We start from the raw sequence: 21,771 nt of genomic DNA on the forward strand, positions 1-21,771 counted from the left end.
TCGCTTGACCTCCATGCAGTCCCGTTCCCTGGCCCGTGAGCTGGCGCTCCTGGTGCTCGGTCAGCTTCCTGACCGTGATGGCCAGGTGATGGCAGATCTCTCCCTGGAGACCCTGCTCCAGAAGGCGCTCGACACCCTGATGCAGCACTGGCGGGAGACCCTGGATGGCTGTGCCGCTGATCTGGAGAAGGCCCAGCAGCATCTGCTCGACAGCGAACTGCAGGATGGTGGTGATCGCGGCAGCGATCGAGCCGGAACTCAGGTGGTTGCTGTCCGCGATCAGCTGCAGGCGTCGATCGGCGCTGCCGAACAGGTGCTCAATGGTCTCTCCGGATGTCTGGAGCTGCCCCGCCTGCTGGCACTGGCGGATCAGGATCAGGTGCGTGATGACGCCCGCCGCCGGGTGGCTCTGGTGCTGGAGCAACGCAGTGCGATCGATGCCCGTCTGGATGGGGTGATGGAAGGTTGGCGTCTCAGCCGTCTGCCACGGATTGATCGCGACATCCTCCGCTTGGCGGTGGTTGATCTCACCGCTCTCCACACGCCGGCAGCGGTGGCCTGCAACGAAGCCGTGGAGCTGGCCCATCGCTACAGCGATGATCAGGGCCGGCGCATGATCAACGGCGTTCTGCGCCGACTGCAGCAGGCGACAACAACTGCCGCCAGCTCCTGAGCCCCATCCTCTGATCTCTGGTCACCACCCTGCCGCTTCGATGGTTTACGACTGGTTCAACCGCACCTCCGTTCCCAACGATGAGGAGGCCCCGTCTCCACCAACCCCCGAGGTTGGTGAGGCTGCGGCTGAAGCAACGGAGGAGGATCCGCTGGAGTGGGCCCGTCAGGCCTACGCCCGCCTGAAAGCGCAGAAGGCCCAGGTTCAAGCCCAGGTTCAAGTCCCCTCGGCTCAGGACACTCCGGAGCAGGAGCGCGCGGCGGAACCTGACTCCCCACCAGCCCCGTCGGCTCCCCTGTCGTTGTTGGAGCTGGCGGCGGCGCAGCGTCAGGAGCGTCTGCAGGAGCTCGCGAGTCGGGCCTCCCGCCTCGAGGAGCCCGCACCGGTTCCCCCCGTTCGCACTGCGCAGACCTCCGAGACGGTTCAGGACAGTCAGGAGCCCCAGCTCGGTGACTTTGACGACACCTTCACCTGGTCGGCGGAGGTTCTGGCCGCCCAGGGCCGCGAGGTGGATCAGGTGTCGCTGGAGGAGATCGATTGGCTCGGTCGCCTGCGCCGCGGTCTGGAGAAGACCCGACAGGGCTTTGTCACCAGCCTGCTCGAGACTCTCGGTGATGACCCCCTCACCCCCGAGGTGGTTGATGATCTCGAGGCTTTGCTGCTGCGGGCGGATGCCGGAGTGCAGGCCACCGATCAGGTGATGGAGGCTCTGCGGCGTCGCCTCAATGAGGAGGTGGTGGATCCCGGAGAGGGGATCCGTTTTCTCAAGGAGCAGCTGCGCGGTCTGCTGGAGCAGCCGATTCAGGCCAGCGGCGTTGAACTGCTGGCGCCGGAACGGGGTCGTTTGAACATCTGGTTGATGGTGGGCGTCAACGGTGTTGGCAAGACCACCACCCTGGGCAAGCTCGCCAATCTGGCCGTGCGCAGTGGCTACAGCGCTCTGGTGGCCGCGGCCGACACCTTCAGGGCCGCTGCGGTGCAGCAGGTGACGGTGTGGGCGGAGCGGAGCGAGGTGCCGGTGATCTCCAATCCGTCAGCGAACGCCGATCCTGCCGCTGTGGTGTTCGATGCGATCGGTGCGGCCCGTTCCAAGGGTGTGGATCTGCTCCTGGTCGACACGGCCGGACGACTGCAGACCAAGCACAACCTGATGGAGGAGCTCCAGAAGATCCGACGCATCGTCGATCGACTCGCTCCGGAAGCCAGGGTGGAGTCGCTGCTGGTGCTGGATGCCAGCCAGGGGCAGAACGGCCTCAAGCAGGCGATGGCCTTTGCCAAGGCTGCTGATCTCACCGGTGTGGTGATCACCAAACTCGATGGCACCGCCCGCGGTGGTGTCGCTCTGGCGGTGGCATCGGAAGCCGGCTTGCCGATCCGGTTCATCGGCGCTGGCGAGGGGATCCGAGATCTCCGCCCTTTCAACAGCTTTGAATTTGTCGAGGCGTTGCTGGCTGGCCGCTGAACCCTTGCTACTTTGCGGGTCCTGCCATGGTCGGCCGTGAGCAGCAAGCCACCACGGCGCCATTCCACTCCGCGTCAACGCAGCAGCGTTCAGCCGTTGACGGCCACGGCGTCTCTGCGTCAGCTGCTCGACAGCCTCTCCAACGAGCAGCGCACCAATCAGGACCTTCTGGTTTCGCTGGGATTCGCCCTGCGCAGCTTCACCAACCTGCATCGGTTTCTGGAACTGGTGCCGGTGGTCGCCTCCCGTCTGGTGGGCGTGGATGGTGCCTTGCTGGTGCCCTTTCAGCCGGATGGTCGGCTCTGGCGGGAACAACTGCAGGTGCTTCCTGTGGAACGTTCGGAGGAACTGCTCCGCCAGATCGCGGCCTTTGGACCCGGCCATGCCGTCGGTTTTGCCTCTGAAGAGGCGCAGGTGCAGGCCCTGGATCAGCTTGTGCAGCGCCAGCTCGGCCGTTCCGATCTGTTCGCCACCTCCCTGGTGGCGCGGGGACGGCAGCGCGGGCGGTTGTATGTCTTCAACAGCACCGGGCCGCTGGTCTGGAGTGAGGTGCACCGCCGCCATGTGCAGCTCGTCGCCGATCTCACCGGCGTGGCGATTGAGAACGATCTCATGCTGCAGGAGGCGCGCCGGCATGAGCGGGTCGATCGACAGCTGAGCATCGGTGCCGAGATCCAGGCCCAGTTGCTGCCGGATCACTGCCCGGTGATTGAGGGCGTGGAACTTTCGGCCCGCTGTCGGCCTGCGTTTCAGGTGGGCGGCGACTACTACGACTTCATTCCCACCCGTCCGGAACTGATCGGTCGGCGCCGGGAGCGGGGGCGTTGGGCTCTGGTGATGGGCGATGTGATGGGAAAGGGGGTTCCCGCTGGCCTGTTGATGACCCTGTTGCGCGGCATGCTGCGCGCTGAGGTGCTGAGCGGCCTGCCGCCGGATCGGATTCTTCACGATCTCAACCAACTGGCGCAGGAAGACCTGGCCCAGTCGCACCGGTTTGTGACTCTCTTTTATTCCGATTTCGATCCGCGCACCCGTCGGCTCCGTTTTGCCAATGCGGCTCACAATCCGCCCTTGATCTGGCGAGCGCAGCAGCGCAGCATCGGGCGGCTGGATGCGCCTGGTCTGTTGATCGGACTGCAACCGGAAGCGGATTACGGCTGTGGTCAGGTGGTGCTCGAACCGGGTGATGTGATCCTTTATTACACCGATGGGGTCACCGAGGCCCCGGGAATCACCGGGGATCGCTTTGATGAGGCCAGGCTCATGCGCACCCTGGAAGGTGCTTGTCGATCCGGGATGGGATCCCAGGGAATCCTCGATCAGCTCTTCACCCGATTGGATCGCTTCGTGGGTGCGGACCGGCAGCTGGAGGACGATGCTTCGATGGTGGTGCTCAAGGTGCGCGAGGAGGTGATGCTGCCGTCCGTCCCCCGTGCGTCCCTCTGACAAGCTGAAGCTGTGTGCTGGGATCGGCAGCGATGACAGGCGGGGTGACGGGTGGCGGAACGACGACCTGGAGTGATCGTTTCGATCAGGGCCTGCATCCGGCGATTGAGCGTTTCAACGCCTCGATCGGGTTCGACATCCAGTTGCTGCAGGAGGATCTGGATGGGTCGATCGCCCACGCCAGGATGCTGGCGGAGTGTGGTGTGATCAGCGCCGCTGAGGCCGATCAGCTCTGCGGCGGGCTGGAGCAGATTCGCAGCGAGGCTGCGGCGGGAACCTTTCAGCCTGGGCTCGCTGATGAGGATGTGCACTTCGCTGTCGAGCGGCGGCTGATCGCCCTGCTCGGACCGGTGGGCAAGAAGCTGCACACCGGTCGCAGCCGTAATGACCAGGTGGGAACGGATCTGCGCCTCTGGTTGCGGCGGCGGATGGAGGGGTTGGAGCAGGGGATCGTGCGGTTTCAGCGTGCCCTGCTGGTGCAGGCTGATCGCCATCGTCAGACCCTGATTCCCGGGTACACCCACCTGCAGCGGGCCCAACCCCTGTGTCTGGCCCATCACCTGCTGGCCTACGTGGAGATGCTCGAGCGCGATCGGCAGCGGTTCGCTGATGTGCGCACGCGCGTCAACATCTGTCCGCTCGGTGCCGCTGCTCTGGCTGGAACCTCGGTGCCGATCAACCGGCGCCACACTGCTGCGGCCCTCGGCTTTGATCAGATCTATGCCAACAGTCTTGATGCCGTGAGCGACCGCGATTTCGCGGTGGAGTTCAGCGCTGCCGCCTCCCTGGTGATGGTGCATCTCAGCCGACTGGCGGAGGAGGTGATTTTCTGGGCGAGTGAAGAATGCGGCTTTGTGCGCCTGAGCGACCGTTGCGCCACGGGCAGCAGCCTGATGCCGCAGAAGAAAAATCCGGATGTGCCCGAACTGGTGCGCGGCAAGTGTGGCCGGGTCTTCGGTCACCTCCAGGGTTTGCTGACGATGATCAAAGGCCTGCCGCTCGCTTACAACAAAGACTTTCAGGAAGACAAGGAAGCGCTCTTTGATGTGGTGCGCACCACGGGCGATTGCCTCGAAGCGATGGCGATCCTGCTCGAGGACGGTGTGGTCTTCCAGCCGGAGCGTCTCGAGCAGGCTGTGGTCACGGATTTTTCCAATGCCACCGATGTGGCCGACTATCTCGTAGCGCGGGGGGTTCCCTTCCGAGAGGCCTATCAGTTGGTGGGTGCCGTGGTGAAACGGTGTTTGCAGGAGGGGCAATTGCTGCGGGATCTGAGCCTGGAGCAATGGCGCGCCTTTCACCCGGTGATCGAGGCGGATCTGCTGGAGGCCCTGGTGCCGCGTCAGGTGGTGGCGGCCCGTCTCAGTGAGGGTGGAACGGCGTTTGTGCGGGTGGAGGAGCAGTTGGCGCTGTGGTTGGAGCGACTGCCCGTCACGGCCGGCTGAACGAACCGTCTGACTGGGTCTACGCTGAGCAGGCCGTAGGCCATTGGCCCTTTCAACAACGGTCCACCAGGAAAGTGAGCATTTTCGTCGGCAATTTGCCCTTCCGCGCAGAGCAGGAAGACGTCATTGAACTGTTCGCCGCCTATGGCGAAGTCACCAATTGTGCCCTTCCTCTTGAGCGCGATACCGGACGCAAGCGCGGTTTCGCTTTCATTGAAATGGCAGATGAAGCGGCTGAAGCCGCAGCCATTGAAGCTCTGCAGGGTGCGGAGCTGATGGGTCGTCCGTTGCGGATCAACAAAGCCGAACCGCGTGGCAGCGCACCGCGTCGCGGCGGCGGTGGTTATGGCGGTGGCGGCTACGGGGGTGGCGGCTATGGCGGCGGTGGTCGTGGCGCAGACCGCGGCGGCTACGGCGATGGTGGCGGCTCCGGTGCGCGTGGTTGGGAAGACCGCAGTTATGGCGGCGGTGCGCCTCAGGCCGGTGCTGATGACGACGGCCGCAGCCGGCGTCGACGGGGTGGCGCTGCTCCTGCGCCTCAGAGTGATGACTACGGCGATTACGGCGGTGCCGAAGGCTGAGCGCTGATCGCCACCTCTGGCGCGCTGTTCAGATGGCGGGATGTTCAGAGCCCGGCAGCTTCCAGTTGTCGGGCGGCATCGTCGAGCACGCTCAGGTCAGCCCCCTTGCGTTGGGCGTTCTGACCAAGATCGCGGCGCCAGTGCCGCGCTCCCGGCACCCCTTCCACCAGATGCACCAGGTGGCGGCCTAGATCCCAGAGGCGGCCGCCGCGTTGGAGGTGGCGTTCGGCATGGGGAAGCAGCCCTCGCACCACGCCGGCGGCGCTGATGCTTCGGGCTGGATCGCCATAGATCAACGCATCGATGGCCGTCCATCGCAGTGGATGGGCGTACACAGCGCGGCCCACCATGGCGCCATCGCAATGCTGGAGAGCCTCAAGGCAATCGTCCGGAGTGTCCAGGCCTCCGTTCAGTTCGATCAACAGCTCCGGTCTGCGTCGCTTCAAGGCGATCACCCGGTCGTATTGAAGCGGTGGAATCGTGCGGTTCTGTTTCGGATCCAGACCATCGAGCCAGGCCTTGCGGGCATGCACGGCAAAGCGACTGGCGCCAGCGTCGGCCAGCCGATCCACAAAGGCCTGCAGCAGGGCATCGCTATCGAGGTCATCGATGCCCACGCGGTGTTTCACCGTCACCGGCAGAGGCGAGGCTCTGACCATGGCCTCGACGCAGCGGGCCACGGTGTCGGGTTCGGCCATCAGGCAGGCTCCGAAGTTGCCTGCCTGCACCCTCGGGCTCGGACAGCCCACATTGAGGTTGATTTCGTCGTAGCCCCAGTCGGCCGCCATCCGCGTCGCCTCTGCCAGGAGGGCGGGATCGTCGCCTCCCACCTGCAGAGCCAGGGGATGCTCCATGGGATCGAAGTCCAGCAGCCGCTCTCGCCGCTCGCTGTGGTGTAGGGCCTGCACCACCACCATTTCGCTGTAGAGCAGGGCCCGGCGGCTGATCTGCCGCATCAACATTCGGAAATGGCGGTCGGTGCAATCGAGCATCGGCGCCACGCTGAAACGCCACGGCGGTTCCCGTTTGGGCTCGATCGGAGGCTCCATGTCCCCATGCTGCCTCGCACCGGCTCCCGCCTCCTTTAAAACGGAGTCATTGGGTTGTTGGTCCAGTGATGACATCGGGACTTTCCGACAGGCTTCTGCCCCGCCGGTCGCTCCTGCTCAGCGGTGTGGCGGGTGTGGCGGCTTGGCTCGCGGCGCCGAGGCCTGTCCTCGCTGCCTCCAAGGCCGGTGAGTCTGCCTGGAACCTCTCCGATGCGGAGTGGAAGAAGCGTTTGTCTCCCGAGGCTTATCAGGTGCTGCGGCGGGAGGGAACGGAGCGACCCTTCAGCAGTCCGCTCAATGCGGAACAACGTTCCGGCACTTATCACTGTGCCGGTTGTGATCTCCCCCTGTTCTCCGCCAAGGCGAAATTCGACAGCGGCACCGGCTGGCCGAGCTTCTGGGCACCGCTCAACGGCGCGATTGCCACAAAAGTAGATTTCAAATTGATCATTCCGCGCACCGAATACCACTGTCGTCGTTGCGGCGGACATCAGGGTCATGTGTTCAATGACGGCCCAAAGCCCACAGGAAAGCGCTACTGCAACAACGGCGTCGCCCTGCGGTTCCAGCCGGCTGCATGACCTGATCGTGGTTGGGGGTGGTCCCGCTGGTTATCTGGCGGCGATCACGGCGGCGGAGCTGGGGCTGGAGCGGGTTGCGGTGCTGGAGGCCACGCCCGAGCCGCTCACCAAGGTGCGTCTCAGCGGTGGTGGGCGCTGCAATGTCACCCATGCCTGCTGGGATCCGACAGATCTGGTGCGCCATTACCCGCGTGGAAGTCGGCCGTTGCGTGGCCCGTTCAGTCGTTTTGCCTGTGGCGATGCGGTGGCCTGGTTTTCGGAGCGCGGCCTCGAGCTGGTGGAGGAGGCCGACGGCCGGATGTTTCCCCGCGCTAATCGTTCCGATGCGGTGATTCAGTGCCTGCAACGGGCGTCCCGGGACGCCGGTGTGCAGCTGCACACCGGATCACCGGTGCGGGGGCTGGTGCGCTGTGCCGATGGCTTTCAGCTGGAGGGTGCCGGTCGGCCGTCCCTGCCCCGTTCGTCCTGGCAGGCCCGACGCGTGCTCCTCGCCACCGGTGGGCATCCCAGTGGCCGCAAGCTGGCTGCTGGCCTCGGTCACCGGATCATTGCGCCCCTGCCGTCCCTGTTCACGCTGGCCCTCGACGCCGCCGGCTTGACGGCCTGTTCCGGCGTCGCCCTCGATAATGTGGAGCTGCAGCTCAGCCTCCCTGGCGGACGCTGGCAGCAGCACGGCAGGGTGTTGATCACCCACTGGGGATTGAGCGGGCCGGCGACGTTGCGCCTCACGGCTTTTGCGGCTCGGGCGCTCCATGCCGAGCGTTATCGCGGTGTTCTCACCGTGCGCTGGCTGGGCGGGTTGAGCCCCGAGCGGGGGGTGGCGGTTGTGCGAGCGCTCCGCCATGACCAGGCCCGACGCACCCTTGCCGCGGCCAGGCCCTGCTCCGATCGCCTGCCCCGTCGGCTCTGGTTGGCCCTATTGGAGCAGGTGGGGGCGGATCCTCAGCGCCGTTGGGCGGATTGCCCCGCCGCCTGGGAACGGGCTCTGGCGCAGGCGCTCACCGGCAGCAACTACAGCATTCGTGGTCGTGGACCGTTCGGTGAAGAATTCGTCACCGCCGGTGGCGTCGATCTGGGTGACGTGAATCTGGCCACGATGGAAAGTCGTGTGGTGCCCGGGCTGCATTTCGCCGGAGAGCTGCTCGACGTGGATGGCGTCACCGGCGGCTTCAATTTTCAACACTGCTGGAGCAGTGGCTGGTTGGCGGGTCAGGCGATCGCAGCAGCGCTCACTACTTGATCTGGTCGAAGACCGTGAACATCGGCAGATACATCGCCAGCAGAATCGAGCCGACAATGCCACCCACCACCACGATCATCGCTGGCTCGAGCATCGAGGTGAGCGCTTTCACCGAGGCCGTCACTTCATCTTCGTAGAAGTCGGCCACTTTGCTGAGCATCTGATCCATCTCTCCCGTTTCTTCGCCGATGGCGAGCATGCTCAGGGCCATCTCGGGCAGCACGTTCTGGCGAATCAGGGCAGCACTGAGCAGCACGCCTTCCTGCACGAGGCCACGGGAAGCGAGGATCGCATCGGAAATGATCGAATTGCCGGCTGTGTCGCTGGAAATCTCCAGCGACATCAGGATCGGCACACCGGCACGGGTGAGGGAACTGAAGATCCGGCAGAACTGTGCTGTGGCGGTTTTCATGATCAGATCGCCGAACAGGGGCAGGCGCAGCAGCAGACGGTCGATCGCGCGTCGTCCCTTGGCGGTGGCGTAATACCGGCTCAGCATCCACAACGCCATCAGCATCACGCCAGCGAGCAGCAAGGACAAGGGTGAACGCAGCAGCTCGCTGAGATCCACCATCAACTGGGTGAACAGGGGCAGTTCAGCCCCGAGGTCCTTGAAAATGCCGGCGAAGGTGGGAATCAGAAAGATCGTCATCCCCAGGAAGACGAGAATCGCGATCACCAGCACGGCCACGGGGTATCCCAGGGCTCCTTTGATCTGGTTCTGGAGTCGGGCGTTGTCTTCCAGCAGCTTGGCCAGCCGTTTGAGGGATTCGTCGAGCACCCCACCGGCTTCACCGGCCTCCACCATGGCGATGCTCAATGGGTCGAACACCTTGGGCCACTGGCGCATGGCCGCCCCCATGGCTGTGCCCTGGTTCACTTCAAGGCTGATCTGCAGCAAGGCCCGTTTGAACATCGGCAGGCGCTGCTGACGGGCCATCAGATCGAGGCTGCGCACGATTGGCACGCCTGCATCCACCAGGGCTGCCAGCTTGCTGGCAAACACCGCTTTGTCTTTCACCCCCGGGGCTTTTTCCAGGGCTGCGTTCCAATCGATGGAGAGCCATGAGCGTGAGCCAGCCCCAGTGCGCGGGCTGTCGCCCGTGGCGCTTGGGTCCGCCACCAGGCTGTTGGCGCGGATGCCGCGACGGCGCAGCAGCTTGCGGGCGCTGGTGACGTCTTTGGCCTGAATGCGAATGCTGCGGTTGTCGCCGGCAGGACCGCTGTAGGTGGCAACAAAACTGGCCATGGCTCAGCCGGATCAGGATCCGCCCAGCAAGCGGTCCAGTTCACCCGGTTTGCCCGCTTTGGCCATGGCCTCATCCCGGCTGATGCTGCCGGCCGTCACCAGATCGGCCAGGGCCCGCTCGAGGGTCTGCATGCCCAGATCCGCACCGGTTTGCAGCTGGGAATAGAGCTGGGCGGTTTTGCCTTCACGGATCAGGTTGGCGATCGCCGCTGTGTTGATCAGAATTTCCTGGGCCATCACCCGGCCGAATTGCCCCGGTTTCGGATCGAGCCGACGGCAGAGGGTCTGGGCGAAAACGGCCACCAGGCTGCCGGAGAGTTGCACCCGGATCTGGGTTTGCTGGCCGGGAGGGAACACATCCACCATCCGATCCACCGTCTGGGCGGCGGAACTGGTGTGCAGGGTTCCAAACACCAGATGACCGGTTTCCGCTGCGGTGATCGCCAGCTGGATCGTTTCGAGATCGCGCATTTCACCCACCAGGATCACGTCCGGGTCTTCGCGCAAGGCGGCGCGCAGTGCATTGGCAAAGCTGCGGGTGTCTTCATTGAGCTGGCGCTGGTGCACCATGCTGCGGTCGCTGCGATACACGAACTCGATCGGGTCTTCGATCGTGAGGATGTGTTCGCTGCGGCTGTGGTTGATGTGGTCGAGCAGGGCGGCGAGGGTGGTGGTTTTGCCCGATCCAGTCGGTCCGGTCACCAGCACCAGGCCCCGCGGTCGGGCACAGGTGTCCACCACCACCGGCGGCAGCTCCAGCGAGGCGATGCTGGGGATCGTGTTGCCCAGGGCCCGCAGGCAGGCGGCGTAGCTCCCCTTCTGCCGATACACGTTGACGCGGAAGCGGGCCACCCCCTTGAGGCCATAGGCGCAATCCAGCTCCCAGGTTTGCTCCAGGGTCTTGCGCTGGCTGTTGTTGAGCATCGAAAAGATCAGTCGGTTGCAGCTTTCTTCGCTGAGCGGCGATTCCGAGAGGGGGCGGAGCTGTCCGTTGAAGCGCCCATAGGGCGGCTGCCCGCTGGCCAGATGCAGGTCGCTGCCGCTGCCCTGCACCAGCTGCTCCATCAGGTCTTCGATCATCAGCTCCATGGCGGGCGCCTCACTGACGTGGGGTCAGACAGTACGGACATTCCAGCCAGCCTTCCTGCAGTCCGCCACCGCAGCCCTGGCAGGTGAGGCTGTGCAGGGCTCGGGCGCGGCGTTCCGATTCCAGACCGGCGTCGGTGAGGATCATCCGGCCCACTTCCTCCAGGGTCGTCTGGCCGCGGCGCACCAGCTCCAGGCTGTAGCCCAGCAGCGTCGTCATGCCGCTTTCCAGGGCGAGTCGCCGGATCACGTCGGTGGTGGCGCCACGGGCCACCGCCGTCGCCAGCTCCTCATTCATCCGCAGCACTTCGTAGACCCCTATCCGGCCCCGATATCCACTGCCCTGGCAGTGGGGACAGGCCTGGCCGTCGCCATCGTGGTGATGGGCTCGCACAAAGCGCACATCCGCTTCGTTGTGGGTCATCAGTCCGAATCGCCCCAGTTCGCTGGCATCGGGCTGATAGCTCTCGCAGCAGTGGTGGCATACCTTGCGCAGCAGGCGTTGCGACACGATGCCGATTAGGGAGGCGCTGACCATGAACGGTTCCACCCCCATCTCGCTCAAGCGGGCGATGGCACTCGGTGCATCGTTGCAATGGAGTGTGGTCAGCACCAGGTGACCGGTGAGCGCCGCTTCGATCGCTGTCTTGGCGGTCTCCAGGTCGCGGGTTTCGCCCACCAGCAGCACATCCGGGTCCTGACGCATGAAGGCGCGCAGGGCGGTGCTGAAATCAAAGCCTTTGTCGCGGTTCACCTGGCACTGCGTGATGCCCGGCAGGGTGTATTCGATCGGATCTTCCACGGTGGAGATGTTGATTCCCGGGTCGTTGCGCTCCGCCAGCAGGGAATACAGCGTGGTCGATTTTCCCGAGCCCGTCGGTCCGGTCACCAGGATCATCCCGAAGGGTTTGGCGCCGAGATTGCGCACCAGATCCAGGGCCGCCGGGTCGGTGATCAAGGTGTCCAGCCCCAGCTGGGTGGCGGAGCTGTCGAGCAGGCGCAGCACAATCTTTTCGCCGAAGCGGCTCGGCAGGCTGTTGACCCGGAAATCCACCGTGCGCTCCTGGAAGCGCCTGCGGATGCGGCCGTCCTGTGCCTGGCGGCGTTCGGCGATGTCCAGGTCGGCCATGATCTTGAAGCGGGAGGTCACGGCGGGCACTAACCGACTCGGCAACGGTTCGCTGTAGCTCTGCAGCACGCCGTCCTGTCGGAACCGCACCTGCAGGCCTGCCTGCTGCGGTTCCACATGAATGTCGCTGGCACCCAGTTGCAGGGCCTGCAGCAGGATCCGGTTCACCAGATTCACCACCGGTGAGGTTTCGGAATCCCTCAGGCTCTGCTCCAGATCTTCGTGCAGGCCCGCCAGTCGAGCGTTCTCGTCGGCGTCGTCCTCAAGCACTCCCTCCGGGTCGAACCCATCGAGCAGGGATGGCGCTGGGGTGTCGCGGCTGTCGTCGCGGCTGTCGTCGCGCCGGGCCAGGAGCGGTTGCAGCTGCTGGGTTAAATCCTTTCGGCGCATCGCCTCCTGCAGTTGCGCATCAGCGGCGGCATCGAGCCGCTCCGGCACAGGAACCTGAAGCAGCAGCTCCAGCTCCAGTCGCTGCTGGTGCCACGGGTTCTGTGCAGCGGCGGCAGGTGCGTGGACGGTCAAGCGTCACTCCGGGGCAGTGTCTGGAGCGGCAGGTGCGGGCTTCCGCCGCTTGTGGGAGGTGAGCCCCACCCATCAACATGTTTAAACGTGAATCCGCTTTCGGTCAGCATGAGTGGTGATCCCTCCTCCCCCGCGCAAGAGCCCGTCCGTGATGCGGCGCCTCAAGGCGAGGCCCAGGCATCGGTCGTCGAGCCTGCCGATGCCAACCCTGCGGCCGCGGAGCAAGCCGCTGCGAACCAATCCCCTGCTGACCAGCCCGCTGCGGACAATGAGGCCAGGCTGGAACAGCTGGAGCGCGAGCACAGCACCCTCCGCGATGAGCACGAGACCCTGCGCAGTCAGTACATGCGCATCGCTGCCGATTTCGACAACTTCCGCAAGCGCCAGAGTCGCGATCAGGACGATCTCAAGCTTCAGATCACCTGCAGCACCCTGAGCGAGATCCTGCCGGTGGTCGACAACTTCGAGCGGGCGCGCCAGCAACTCAACCCGGAAAGTGAGGAGGCGCAGTCGCTGCATCGCAGCTACCAGGGTCTCTACAAACAGCTGGTGGATGTGCTCAAGCAGCTGGGCGTTGCGCCGATGCGGGTGGTGGGTCAGGAGTTCGACCCGACTCTGCATGAAGCGGTGCTGCGCGAACCGAGTGATGAGCACGGCGAAGATGTGGTGATCGAGGAGCTACAGCGCGGCTACCACCTGCAGGGCCGCGTGCTCCGCCACGCCATGGTGAAGGTCTCGATGGGTCCGGGTCCTCAGGTTCAGGCCGGCGCAACCTCGGCGACGGAGGCTTCGGCCGAGAGTGCTGAGCCGGAGGGCGGACAACCCGACCATGACCAGGCCTGAGGGGCACAAGTTGGCCCTTAGGGTGACGCAGGGATGACGAGCTGATGGCCGATTACTACGAGATGCTCGGCGTCGGTAGAGACGCCGATGCCGACACGCTGAAGCGGGCCTATCGGCGTCTCGCTCGCCAGTATCACCCGGATGTGAACAAGGATCCCGGCGCGGAGGATCGCTTCAAGGAGATCGGGCGGGCCTACGAAGTGCTCAGCGATCCCCAGAGCCGTGCCCGCTACGACCAGTTCGGGGAAGCGGGGCTCGGTGGCGCTGCCGGCATGCCCGATATGGGCGACATGGGCGGCTTCGCCGACCTGTTCGAGACCTTCTTCAGTGGGTTCGGCGGTGCTGGCAGCGGTGGTCGGCAGCGGCGGCGTGGGCCCCAGCAGGGCGACGATCTGCGCTACGACCTCACCATTGACTTCGAACAGGCTGTCTTCGGGCAGGAGCGGGAGATCCGGATTCCCCACCTCGAAACCTGCACCACCTGCAACGGCAGCGGCGCCAAAACCGGCAGTGGACCCACCACCTGCACCACCTGTGGCGGCGTGGGTCAGGTGCGTCGCGCCACCCGCACCCCCTTCGGCAGTTTCACCCAGGTGGCGGAATGTCCCAGCTGCAATGGCAGCGGTCAGGTGATCGCCGATCCCTGCACCGCCTGTGGTGGTCAGGGGGTGCAGCAGGTGCGCAAGAAGCTGCGCATCAACATTCCTGCTGGAGTGGATACGGGCACCCGCCTGAGGGTCGCCGGTGAGGGCAACGCTGGCCTGCGGGGTGGTCCCGCCGGTGATCTGTATGTGTTTCTCACGGTCAAACCCCACCCCAGCCTTCGCCGGGATGGCCTCACCGTGCTCTCTGAGGTGAAGGTCAGTTATCTGCAGGCGATTCTCGGCGACACGATCGAAGTGGAAACCGTGGATGGGCCCGCCGATCTCGAGATTCCGGCAGGGACCCAACCCAATGCTGTGCTCACCCTCGAGAACAAGGGAATTCCCAAACTGGGCAACCCGGTGGCCCGCGGCAATCAACGCATCAGCGTCACGGTGCAGCTGCCCACCCGACTCAATGACGATGAACGGCGTCTGCTTGAGGATCTGGCCGGTCACCACTCGGCCCGCGGTGAGCAACACCATCACCACAAGAGTGGCCTGTTCGCCCGCTTGTTCGGGCAACGCTGACCGTGGCGTCGTCTGGGGCCGATCAGAGCCTTGATCTGCGCGGCACGCCCTGTCCGGTCAATTTCATTCGTTGCCGCCTGGCCCTGGAGACGCTTCCGTGCGGCGCTCAGCTGCAGGTGACGCTCGACCGGGGTGAGCCGGAGGCGATGGTGCTTTCTGGTCTGCAGCAGGACGGTCACGCCGTCTCGGTGCTTCACACCGATGCGGATTGGTTGAAGATTGTGGTGACCCGTGGACCGGCCTGAGCGCCAGCCCGGTGTGGTGGTGGCGCTGCAGGCCAATTACCTCGAGGTGGAGTTGGAGGGGGTTGGGTCGGGGCTGCGGCTTCTCTGCACCCGTCGCACCCGACTTGCCCATCGGGGTGCGGCGGTGCATGTGGGAGATCACGTGTGGGTGGAGGCGATCGATCGGCGCCAGGCCCGGGCGGTTGTGGCCTCGGTGGAACCGCGCAGCAGTTGGTTGGCACGACCGCCGGTGGCCAATGTCACCGCGGTGGTGGTGGTGCTGGCGGTGGAACAACCGGCTTTCGATCCCGACCAGGCCAGCCGGTTTCTGCTCACCGCCGAACAGACCGGCTTGGCGGTGCAGGTGCTGCTGAGCAAATCGGATCTGATCCCAGAGGAGCCGTTGCGCTTGCTGGTGCAGCGTCTGCAGGGCTGGGGTTATGGCGTGCTGCCGGTGTCGAGCCAGACCGGCATGGGCCTGGACACGCTGCGTTCCCAGCTGGCCTGCCAACCGCTGTCGGTGCTGTGCGGGCCTTCGGGGGTGGGCAAGAGTTCCCTGCTCAATGCCCTGATTCCTCAACTCGAACTCCGGGTCGGCGCGGTGTCTGGTCGGTTGCAACGGGGCCGTCACACCACCCGGCACGTGGAGTTACATCCCTTGGCTTCCGGAGCGCGGGTGGCTGACACACCCGGGTTCAACCGTCCGGAGTTGCCAGCCGATGCCCATAACCTGGAGGTGCTGTTTCCGGAATTGCGTTCTCGGATCGCCCAGCACCCCTGCCGTTTCCGAGACTGTCTCCACCGGGATGAGCCCGGTTGCGGCGTGGATCGCGACTGGGATCGCTACCCCCTCTACCGGCGTGCCGTGGAGGACCTGCTGGCTCTCAGCCGCCCATCCCGGGGAGGTTGAGGTTGAGCCCACCGGTGAGCTCCTCCATGCGCTCTTTCATCGTGCCGGTGGAGCGTTCGTAGGCGGATTGCAGGGCGGCGAGCACAGCGGCTTCCGCAGCAGCCTGGCCTTCGGCGAGCAGGGCGGGGTCGAGACGCACCCGCAGGGGCTGTTGATTGCCCGAGAGCCAGATGCTGGCCCTGCCATCCTCAGAGCTCCCCTCGATTTCCATGGCATCCAGTTCCTCCTGGAGCTTCTGGGCGTCCTGCTGGATCTGCTGGGCCTTCCGGAAGGCTTCCGTGAGCTGACCGAAATTGGGGAGTCCGAACCCTGCCATGACGCGTTGGGAAGAACAGGCAGGTTACGCGGTCAGTGCGGAGTGGTTTCGGGGAAACCGAGTCGCTTCACCTCCGGGTGCAGATGGATGCCGTGATGCTTGGTCACGGTGGTCTGCACCAGTTCGATCAGGTCGCTGATCTGTTCGGCCGTGGCGTGGCCCAGGTTCACGATGAAATTGGCGTGCATCGGCGACACCTGGGCATCACCGATGCGCTGGCCTTTGAGCCCGAGCGCTTCGATCAGACGTCCGGCTTTCAACGGCTCCGGATTACGGAACACACTGCCGCAGCTTGGCCACTGATAGGGCTGGGTTCCGGTGCGATGGCTGAGATTGCTGCTGGTGCGTTGGGTCAGCGCTGTCGGGTCGTGGCCGGGTTCCAGCTGGAAGTGACCCCGGATCACCAGATGGTGACCGTTCTGCAGACGGCTGTGTCGATAGTCGAAGTCGAGGTCGTTGGGCTCAAGCCTGAGCCTGGCTCCGCAGGTGTCGCCATCGAGACTGAGCACATCCACAGCCACCAATCGCTCGGCGGTGCAGCCCCCCTGGGCTCCGGCGTTCATCACAGCCGCTCCTCCCACGGTGCCAGGAATGCCCACCGCCCATTCCAGGCCGTGCAGGCCAGCGCGGGCCGCCCGCCGCGCCAGCGTCGGAATCGGTTCACCGGCCCAGGCGCTCACCGCTCCGCTGTCGGCATTGAGGTCACTGCCCTGCAGTTTGCGCAGGCAGAGCGTCAGTCCGGGCAGGCCGTCATCGTGGATCAACAGGTTGGAGCCCGCACCGATCACGCGGCAGGGGAGGCCTTCGTCCTGAGCCCACTGGAGCAGGGCATCGAGTTGCTCGTCGTGGGAGGGTTCCGCCAGCCATTCAGCTGGGCCACCCACCCGCCAGGTGGTGTACTCAGCGAGCGAGACCTGACGCTTGAGCAGGCCGGACTCCACCAGCTGCATCAGGCCGCTAACGGGGAATGCTGGGGCTGGGGCGAGGAAACGCTGTCGTCGGTCAGTCGTTTCCACAGGCTGTTCACATCACCGGCACCCATGGCCAGCACCAGATCATCCGGGCGACTGTGCTCCTGCACCAGAACGGTCAGCTCGTCCATGCTGTCGGCCACAAGCACGGCTTGTTCCGGCGCCAGATGGCGCATGGAGCCTGCGAGGGCATGGCTGCTGACTTCGGCGATCGGTGCTTCACCGGCGCTGTAGACGGGTGCCAGCAACACCAGGTCGGCCACGGTGAGAGCGGCGGCGAACTGATCCAGGAATTCCTGGGTGCGGCTGTAGCGGTGGGGTTGGAACACCACGGTGAGCCGTTGGGGCTGGCGGGGCAGGGGGCTGCGGCCACTGCTCACCATCAATCGCGCCATGGTGAGGGTGGCACTCACTTCGCTGGGGTGGTGGGCGTAATCATCCACGATCTGACGCCCTTGCCAGTCACCGCGGAAATCGAACCGGCGACCGGGTGCCTGCAACTGCTCCAGACCGCGTTGCAGTCGGCTGAATTCCACCCCAGCCAGACGGCAGGCGGCAAGGGCGCCTGTCACGTTGCTGAGGTTGTGCAGGCCCGGCAGGGGCAGGGTGATGCGGCCCACCAGCCCACCATCTTCATAGAAGTCGGCGACGGTGCGATCGCCATCGAGGCGCACCGGGAGGGCCGCGAAGTCAACACCTTCGCAGCGCTGCACCGACCACCAGGCGGTCGCCTGGAAATGGTCCCGCAGGATCGGGTCGTCCTGATTGGCCAGCAGCCGCTCGCAGCCGGAGGCGAAGCGCTGCAGCGTGGCCACGAGGTCATCGAGGCCGCTGTAGTGATCGGTGTGATCGAGCTCCAGGTTGGTGAGCACGCCGAGCTCGGCCTGGAATTTCACCAGGGACCCATCCGACTCGTCCGCTTCAGCCACCAGGTAGCGGCCGCTGCCGGCATGACCATTGCTGCCGTAGCAGGGCACCACGCCACCGATCACGGCGGTGGGATCTTCTCCCGCAGCGGCCAGCAACGTTGTGATCACGGTGCTGGTGGTGGTTTTGCCGTGACTGCCCGCTACGGCGATGGCCGGTTGTTCCGCAATCAGGGCAGCGAGGATGTCGGAGCGATGCCAGATGCTGAGCCCCCGGGCCCGCGCTTCAACCAATTCGGGATTGGATTCTGGGATGGCGGTGCTGACCACCACCAGAGGCGGGGAAGCCGAACCCGCGACGAGTCGGTCGATGCTGCTGGCCACCTGGGCATCCATCACGGTGATGCCACGCGCCATGAGCTGTTGCACGATGGCCGAGTGGCGCGGCTCCGAGCCGCTGATGCTGAAGCCCCGTTCCGCCAGGATCAGGGCGAGGGCCGACATGCCGATACCGCCGATGCCGATGAAATGAATGGGCTGCTGGCGGCTGAGCAAACGGGCCAATGGGCTGGATCGTGAGTCCGAAAGATAAGTCAGGCGTCGCGAGAAAGCTTGCCTTTGATCCGCCGCTGCGGCCTGGGATTGCGCCGTGTTACGGGCTGTGGTGGCACCGGGCGCCAGCAGGGGAATGGAGGCGTGGCATCAGGGAATTCAGAAGATTTCTGTATGATCGGCGGCCAAACACCCCATGCGGTAAGCCGCTGTTGCCATGACCCTGCGCGTTGCGATCAATGGATTCGGCCGAATTGGTCGCAACTTCATGCGTTGCTGGATCAGCCGTGGTGCTAACACCGACATCGAAGTGGTGGGTCTGAACGACACGTCGGATCCCAAGACCAATTCTCACCTGCTCACCTACGACACCATGCTGGGTCGGATTCAGGGAGCTGAGATCGGTTATACCGACGACACCCTGATTGTGAATGGCAAAACGATCAAGTGCTATTCCGACCGCAATCCTCTTAACCTTCCCTGGAAGGAGTGGGACATCGATCTTGTGATCGAATCCACCGGTGTCTTCAACACCGATGAGAAGGCCAGCATGCACCTCCAGGCCGGTGCCAAGAAGGTGATCCTCACCGCCCCTGGCAAGGGTGATGGCGTGGGCACCTTCGTGGTGGGTGTGAACGCCGACCAGTATCGCCACGAGGATTTCAACATCCTCTCCAACGCCAGCTGCACCACCAATTGCATGGCGCCGATCGTGAAGGTGATCGACCAGGAGTTCGGCATCGTCAAAGGGTCGATGACGACCGTGCACAGCTACACCGGTGACCAGCGCATCCTCGACGCCAGCCATCGCGACCTGCGTCGTGCCCGTGCTGCAGCCATGAACATCGTTCCCACCACCACCGGCGCCGCCAAGGCCGTGGCGTTGGTCTATCCCGCGGTGAAGGGCAAGCTCGATGGTCTCGCCCTGCGCGTTCCCACCCCCAATGTGTCCCTGGTGGACATGGTGTTCAACGTGAGCAAGACCACCACCTCTGAGGAAGTGAACGCTGTTTTGAAGGCTGCTTCTGAGGGGTCCGCCAAAGGCATCATCAAATACTGCGAGCTTCCCCTGGTGTCCACCGACCATGCCGGCACCGATGAATCCACCATCGTGGATGCTGAACTCACCAAGGTGATGGGCGGTGACCAGGTGAAGATCCTCTCCTGGTACGACAATGAGTGGGGTTACAGCCAACGTGTGGTCGATCTCGCTGAGATTGTGGCCAAGAACTGGAAGTGAGCTCAGTGAAGTGAGCTGAGTCAACATCAGCAACAGTGGCCCCCTCTGAGCAGGGGGCTTTTCAGTTTCAAGACCGAAGTCCAGTCTTGAATCAGTCCTGGAAATGTTGAAATTCTCCGCTCGCTGACACATTGCCTCGGCCATCACTCCAGTGGATGCCTGCGTTGGCGTTGGACGTGATCCGGCCGATCCGTTGCCGGCCCGGCGCCTGGGCAATCCATGGCGTGGCCCACTCCGGCGGCAGGCTGAGCACGAGTTCGAAGTCTTCTCCTCCGTTGAGGCACCAGCTCTCCCGGTTCAGCTGCGGGGGCCAGCCGGGAGCCAGGGGCAGCGCTGTGGGATCCAGTTCAGCGCTGCAGCCGCTGCTGTGGCAAAGATCCTGCACGGCTCTCAGCAGTCCGTCACTGCTGTCGGTGCCAGCTGCGCGCCAGGGCAGATCCAACGGCTTGCAGTCCAGGAGGTCGCGGAGTGCGGCAAAGCGTGGTTGAGGTCGTTGATGCTGCAGGATCGCCGCTTCATGGAGACGGCGATTGATCGAGTGGTGGAGAGGGTCGACCTCCCCGCGCAACAGGGCGAGCCCCAGCCGGCTGAGCCCATGGGGGCCACTCACCACGAGCCAGTCTCCGGCCTGCGCCTGGTTGCGATGCAGTCGCAGGGGTCCGCAGTGGCCCAGGGCGGTGATCGCGAGCATGCGCTGTTGCCCTGTCGTGCAGTCGCCCCCTAGTAAGGAGCCGCCATGGCGGCTCAGGGCTGCGCTGAGTCCTTCATAGACCCCTTCCGCCCAGCGCCAGGGCGTGTGGGCTGGTGCCACCAGGCCCACGGTGATCCCCACGGGTTCGGTGACGCCGCTGGCAGCCAGATCGGAGAGGTTGGCGCCGGCAGCCCGCCAACCCACATCCTGGGGGCTGGTGGTGGTGTCGCTGAAGTGAACACCCTCCACCAGCAGATCGGTGTTGATCAGCAGGGTGTCGTTGCCGCCTTGCACGGCTGCCGTGTCGTCATCGAACTGGCCTGGAGGGGCAAAGCGCGCCAGGCGGCGGATCAGCTCCGCTTCTCCCAGGTCGCGCAGGCATTCCGTCACGGCTGCGGTCTCAGGCAGGGCCATGCTCTCAGGCGTGGGCCTGCAGCCGATCGGCGCCGTCCGTCACGGTGATGCTCAGCACCCGGTCGTCCACACCGAGCTCCTCGAGCACGTCGAAGCCATCCACCACGTAGCCGAAGGCGGCGTTGCGTCCATCCACCAGGTTGAGCCCGGCGGGGGTGAGCTCGGCCTCATAGAGGAACATGAAGAACTGGGACGATCCGTCATCCAGCGCCTGATCGGAGTGGGCCCATCCCAGGGTGCCCAGGGTGGCGAAGGGAAGGGTCGGCGTCGCTTTGTAGAGCCCCACATCCTCGAAGGTCTGGTTGTAGAGCGTTTCAGGCTCGCCGGGCACCCGGATCTCCAGGGGCACATGGCGTTCCTGTTTGGTGCTCGGATCGATGTAGCCGATCTCCGGACCTTCCGGATCACCCGTCTGCAGGATGTAGAAATCCTCAGCCCGTGTGAAGGGAAGGCCGTCGTAGAAGCCTTTGCTGGCGAGATCGATGAAGGCGCCCGCCGTCAGAGGTGCGTTGTAGCCATCCACCACGGCCGTCATCGCTCCCTGGGTGGTGTTGATCGTCACGGTGGCCCGTCCCAGCAGGCGGGGCAGGGCGTTGAATTCGGCGGGGATCTCGGGGATCGCGTCCTGCATCAGCATCGCTTCCAGGTCGCCGATGCGATTCAGGGTGCTGCGGCGTGTTTGCAGGAAGTCGGCTTTGTCCTGGGCCTCCACCTCCTCCTGGAGCTGGTGGATGCCGTCCGAAACGGTGTCGAGCAGGTGCTCAGCGCTGGCCTGCTCCGGTTCGGGAATGGCCTCGAGGATGACCCGACGCCGGGTGGCGAGCAGGGCCTGGCTGCGGCTGAGCGATCGGGACAGGGCACTCCAGCGCTTGGCGCGCAGGTCATCGCTGGTTCCCTCCAGACGATGCTGAAGCTCGCGCAGATCGGGCTGATCGAAGGGCAGGGCATCCCGCAGGATCGCCGCCGGGTCTTTGACGGCGTTGCCCTGCGGTAAGCCGGCATGGGCCGGTTCAGCCAGGACCAGCCCAAGGGCGCTGATCAGGGCAACCAGCAGGGCGGAGAGACGCTGAAGTGCCATGGGGAACCCAGGTGCTGCCTGGACTTTGGCA

General features: G+C 64.8%; 21 protein-coding genes. 12 read left to right on the forward strand and 9 right to left on the reverse strand.

Features of this window, described 5'->3' with window-relative positions:
• Positions 1–13 precede the first annotated feature (13 nt).
• The 5 genes from nusB (at position 14) to SynRS9909_RS00070 (ending at position 5,607) form a co-directional block, all read left to right on the forward strand.
• On the forward strand, positions 14–673 hold the full coding sequence (gene nusB, locus SynRS9909_RS00050; protein WP_007101126.1) for a transcription antitermination factor NusB: 660 nt from the start codon (positions 14–16) through the stop codon (positions 671–673).
• A gap of 40 nt (positions 674–713) precedes the next feature.
• Positions 714–2,135, forward strand: coding sequence for a signal recognition particle-docking protein FtsY (gene ftsY, locus SynRS9909_RS00055; protein ID WP_007101125.1), 1,422 nt, complete (start codon positions 714–716; stop codon positions 2,133–2,135).
• A gap of 36 nt (positions 2,136–2,171) precedes the next feature.
• Positions 2,172–3,581 carry a PP2C family protein-serine/threonine phosphatase gene (locus SynRS9909_RS00060; RefSeq protein ID WP_038000988.1) on the forward strand — a complete coding sequence of 470 codons (1,410 nt, stop codon included), beginning with the start codon at positions 2,172–2,174 and terminating at the stop codon, positions 3,579–3,581.
• Positions 3,582–3,613: 32 nt separating this feature from the next.
• Positions 3,614–5,026, forward strand: coding sequence for an argininosuccinate lyase (gene argH / locus SynRS9909_RS00065; protein ID WP_007101123.1), 1,413 nt, complete (start codon positions 3,614–3,616; stop codon positions 5,024–5,026).
• Between the two features lie 74 nt (positions 5,027–5,100).
• Positions 5,101–5,607 carry an RNA-binding protein gene (locus SynRS9909_RS00070; RefSeq protein ID WP_007101122.1) on the forward strand — a complete coding sequence of 169 codons (507 nt, stop codon included), beginning with the start codon at positions 5,101–5,103 and terminating at the stop codon, positions 5,605–5,607.
• A gap of 44 nt (positions 5,608–5,651) precedes the next feature.
• On the opposite strand, the gene dusA is transcribed toward SynRS9909_RS00070, so the two are convergent.
• Entirely contained in the window at positions 5,652–6,656 is a 1,005-nt protein-coding gene (dusA, locus tag SynRS9909_RS00075; protein WP_007101121.1) for a tRNA dihydrouridine(20/20a) synthase DusA, read from the reverse strand.
• A gap of 68 nt (positions 6,657–6,724) precedes the next feature.
• On the opposite strand from dusA, the gene msrB reads away from it, so the two are divergent.
• Entirely contained in the window at positions 6,725–7,237 is a 513-nt protein-coding gene (gene msrB / locus SynRS9909_RS00080; RefSeq protein WP_007101120.1) for a peptide-methionine (R)-S-oxide reductase MsrB, read from the forward strand.
• On the forward strand, positions 7,164–8,477 hold the full coding sequence (locus SynRS9909_RS00085; protein WP_050752467.1) for an NAD(P)/FAD-dependent oxidoreductase: 1,314 nt from the start codon (positions 7,164–7,166) through the stop codon (positions 8,475–8,477). Before msrB ends, SynRS9909_RS00085 begins: the two co-directional genes overlap by 74 nt.
• Here the strand turns inward: SynRS9909_RS00085 and SynRS9909_RS00090 are convergent.
• Genes SynRS9909_RS00090 through SynRS9909_RS00100 form a run of 3 tightly spaced genes read right to left on the reverse strand, consistent with a single transcriptional unit; the run spans position 8,470 to position 12,463 of the window.
• Positions 8,470–9,726, reverse strand: coding sequence for a type II secretion system F family protein (locus SynRS9909_RS00090; RefSeq protein ID WP_007101118.1), 1,257 nt, complete (start codon positions 9,724–9,726; stop codon positions 8,470–8,472). The genes SynRS9909_RS00085 and SynRS9909_RS00090 overlap by 8 nt on opposite strands.
• A 12-nt stretch (positions 9,727–9,738) precedes the next feature.
• Positions 9,739–10,815 carry a type IV pilus twitching motility protein PilT gene (locus SynRS9909_RS00095; RefSeq protein ID WP_007101117.1) on the reverse strand — a complete coding sequence of 359 codons (1,077 nt, stop codon included), beginning with the start codon at positions 10,813–10,815 and terminating at the stop codon, positions 9,739–9,741.
• A gap of 10 nt (positions 10,816–10,825) precedes the next feature.
• Positions 10,826–12,463: a GspE/PulE family protein gene (locus SynRS9909_RS00100; protein ID WP_007101116.1), complete on the reverse strand. Its 1,638-nt coding sequence runs from the start codon at positions 12,461–12,463 to the stop codon at positions 10,826–10,828.
• 108 nt (positions 12,464–12,571) lie between these two features.
• Between SynRS9909_RS00100 and grpE the strand changes: the two genes are divergently transcribed.
• From grpE to rsgA, 4 genes are read left to right on the forward strand one after another with little or no spacing between them, the layout of a single operon-like run.
• Positions 12,572–13,306, forward strand: coding sequence for a nucleotide exchange factor GrpE (grpE, locus tag SynRS9909_RS00105; protein WP_007101115.1), 735 nt, complete (start codon positions 12,572–12,574; stop codon positions 13,304–13,306).
• Positions 13,307–13,350: 44 nt separating this feature from the next.
• Positions 13,351–14,478: a molecular chaperone DnaJ gene (gene dnaJ / locus SynRS9909_RS00110; protein WP_007101114.1), complete on the forward strand. Its 1,128-nt coding sequence runs from the start codon at positions 13,351–13,353 to the stop codon at positions 14,476–14,478.
• A gap of 2 nt (positions 14,479–14,480) precedes the next feature.
• Positions 14,481–14,723 carry a sulfurtransferase TusA family protein gene (locus tag SynRS9909_RS00115; RefSeq protein WP_007101113.1) on the forward strand — a complete coding sequence of 81 codons (243 nt, stop codon included), beginning with the start codon at positions 14,481–14,483 and terminating at the stop codon, positions 14,721–14,723.
• Complete coding sequence (gene rsgA / locus SynRS9909_RS00120) at positions 14,710–15,612, forward strand: ribosome small subunit-dependent GTPase A (RefSeq protein WP_007101112.1); 903 nt, start codon at positions 14,710–14,712, stop codon at positions 15,610–15,612. Before SynRS9909_RS00115 ends, rsgA begins: the two co-directional genes overlap by 14 nt.
• Here rsgA and SynRS9909_RS00125 read toward each other — a convergent pair.
• The 3 genes from SynRS9909_RS00125 to murC are packed head-to-tail and all read right to left on the reverse strand — an operon-like array spanning position 15,587 to position 18,329.
• Positions 15,587–15,928, reverse strand: coding sequence for a YbaB/EbfC family nucleoid-associated protein (locus SynRS9909_RS00125; RefSeq protein ID WP_007101111.1), 342 nt, complete (start codon positions 15,926–15,928; stop codon positions 15,587–15,589). The two genes, rsgA and SynRS9909_RS00125, sit on opposite strands and share 26 nt — an antisense overlap.
• Before the next feature lie 32 nt (positions 15,929–15,960).
• Complete coding sequence (gene murB / locus SynRS9909_RS00130; RefSeq protein WP_007101110.1) at positions 15,961–16,878, reverse strand: UDP-N-acetylmuramate dehydrogenase; 918 nt, start codon at positions 16,876–16,878, stop codon at positions 15,961–15,963.
• Positions 16,878–18,329, reverse strand: a complete 1,452-nt coding sequence (gene murC, locus SynRS9909_RS00135) for a UDP-N-acetylmuramate--L-alanine ligase (protein ID WP_007101109.1) — start codon at positions 18,327–18,329, stop codon at positions 16,878–16,880. Before murC ends, murB begins: the two co-directional genes overlap by 1 nt.
• A 205-nt stretch (positions 18,330–18,534) precedes the next feature.
• On the opposite strand from murC, the gene gap reads away from it, so the two are divergent.
• Positions 18,535–19,557: a type I glyceraldehyde-3-phosphate dehydrogenase gene (gene gap / locus SynRS9909_RS00140; protein ID WP_007101108.1), complete on the forward strand. Its 1,023-nt coding sequence runs from the start codon at positions 18,535–18,537 to the stop codon at positions 19,555–19,557.
• A 91-nt stretch (positions 19,558–19,648) separates the two neighbouring features.
• On the opposite strand, the gene thiL is transcribed toward gap, so the two are convergent.
• Both thiL and SynRS9909_RS00150 read right to left on the reverse strand, forming a co-directional pair.
• Complete coding sequence (gene thiL / locus SynRS9909_RS00145) at positions 19,649–20,662, reverse strand: thiamine-phosphate kinase (protein WP_007101107.1); 1,014 nt, start codon at positions 20,660–20,662, stop codon at positions 19,649–19,651.
• A gap of 4 nt (positions 20,663–20,666) precedes the next feature.
• Entirely contained in the window at positions 20,667–21,740 is a 1,074-nt protein-coding gene (locus SynRS9909_RS00150) for a peptidylprolyl isomerase (protein WP_007101106.1), read from the reverse strand.
• Positions 21,741–21,771: the final 31 nt, after the last annotated feature.

It is taken from the genome of Synechococcus sp. RS9909, assembly GCF_014279595.1.
In the GTDB taxonomy this organism is placed as follows: Bacteria; Cyanobacteriota; Cyanobacteriia; order PCC-6307; family Cyanobiaceae; genus Synechococcus_C.

What these genes read in the sequence shown, in the direction of transcription:
- nusB (WP_007101126.1), top strand. Translation starts at nt 14, where the DNA reads ATGCAGTCCCGTTCCCTGGCCCGTGAGCTGGCGCTCCTGGTGCTCGGT.
- ftsY (WP_007101125.1), top strand. Translation starts at nt 714, where the DNA reads ATGGTTTACGACTGGTTCAACCGCACCTCCGTTCCCAACGATGAGGAG.
- argH (WP_007101123.1), top strand. Translation starts at nt 3,614, where the DNA reads ATGACAGGCGGGGTGACGGGTGGCGGAACGACGACCTGGAGTGATCGT.
- dusA (WP_007101121.1), bottom strand. Translation starts at nt 6,656, where the DNA reads ATGGAGCCTCCGATCGAGCCCAAACGGGAACCGCCGTGGCGTTTCAGC.
- msrB (WP_007101120.1), top strand. Translation starts at nt 6,725, where the DNA reads ATGACATCGGGACTTTCCGACAGGCTTCTGCCCCGCCGGTCGCTCCTG.
- SynRS9909_RS00085 (WP_050752467.1), top strand. Translation starts at nt 7,164, where the DNA reads ATGACGGCCCAAAGCCCACAGGAAAGCGCTACTGCAACAACGGCGTCG.
- SynRS9909_RS00090 (WP_007101118.1), bottom strand. Translation starts at nt 9,726, where the DNA reads ATGGCCAGTTTTGTTGCCACCTACAGCGGTCCTGCCGGCGACAACCGC.
- SynRS9909_RS00095 (WP_007101117.1), bottom strand. Translation starts at nt 10,815, where the DNA reads ATGGAGCTGATGATCGAAGACCTGATGGAGCAGCTGGTGCAGGGCAGC.
- grpE (WP_007101115.1), top strand. Translation starts at nt 12,572, where the DNA reads ATGAGTGGTGATCCCTCCTCCCCCGCGCAAGAGCCCGTCCGTGATGCG.
- dnaJ (WP_007101114.1), top strand. Translation starts at nt 13,351, where the DNA reads ATGGCCGATTACTACGAGATGCTCGGCGTCGGTAGAGACGCCGATGCC.
- SynRS9909_RS00125 (WP_007101111.1), bottom strand. Translation starts at nt 15,928, where the DNA reads ATGGCAGGGTTCGGACTCCCCAATTTCGGTCAGCTCACGGAAGCCTTC.
- murB (WP_007101110.1), bottom strand. Translation starts at nt 16,878, where the DNA reads ATGCAGCTGGTGGAGTCCGGCCTGCTCAAGCGTCAGGTCTCGCTCGCT.
- gap (WP_007101108.1), top strand. Translation starts at nt 18,535, where the DNA reads ATGACCCTGCGCGTTGCGATCAATGGATTCGGCCGAATTGGTCGCAAC.
- thiL (WP_007101107.1), bottom strand. Translation starts at nt 20,662, where the DNA reads ATGGCCCTGCCTGAGACCGCAGCCGTGACGGAATGCCTGCGCGACCTG.
- SynRS9909_RS00150 (WP_007101106.1), bottom strand. Translation starts at nt 21,740, where the DNA reads ATGGCACTTCAGCGTCTCTCCGCCCTGCTGGTTGCCCTGATCAGCGCC.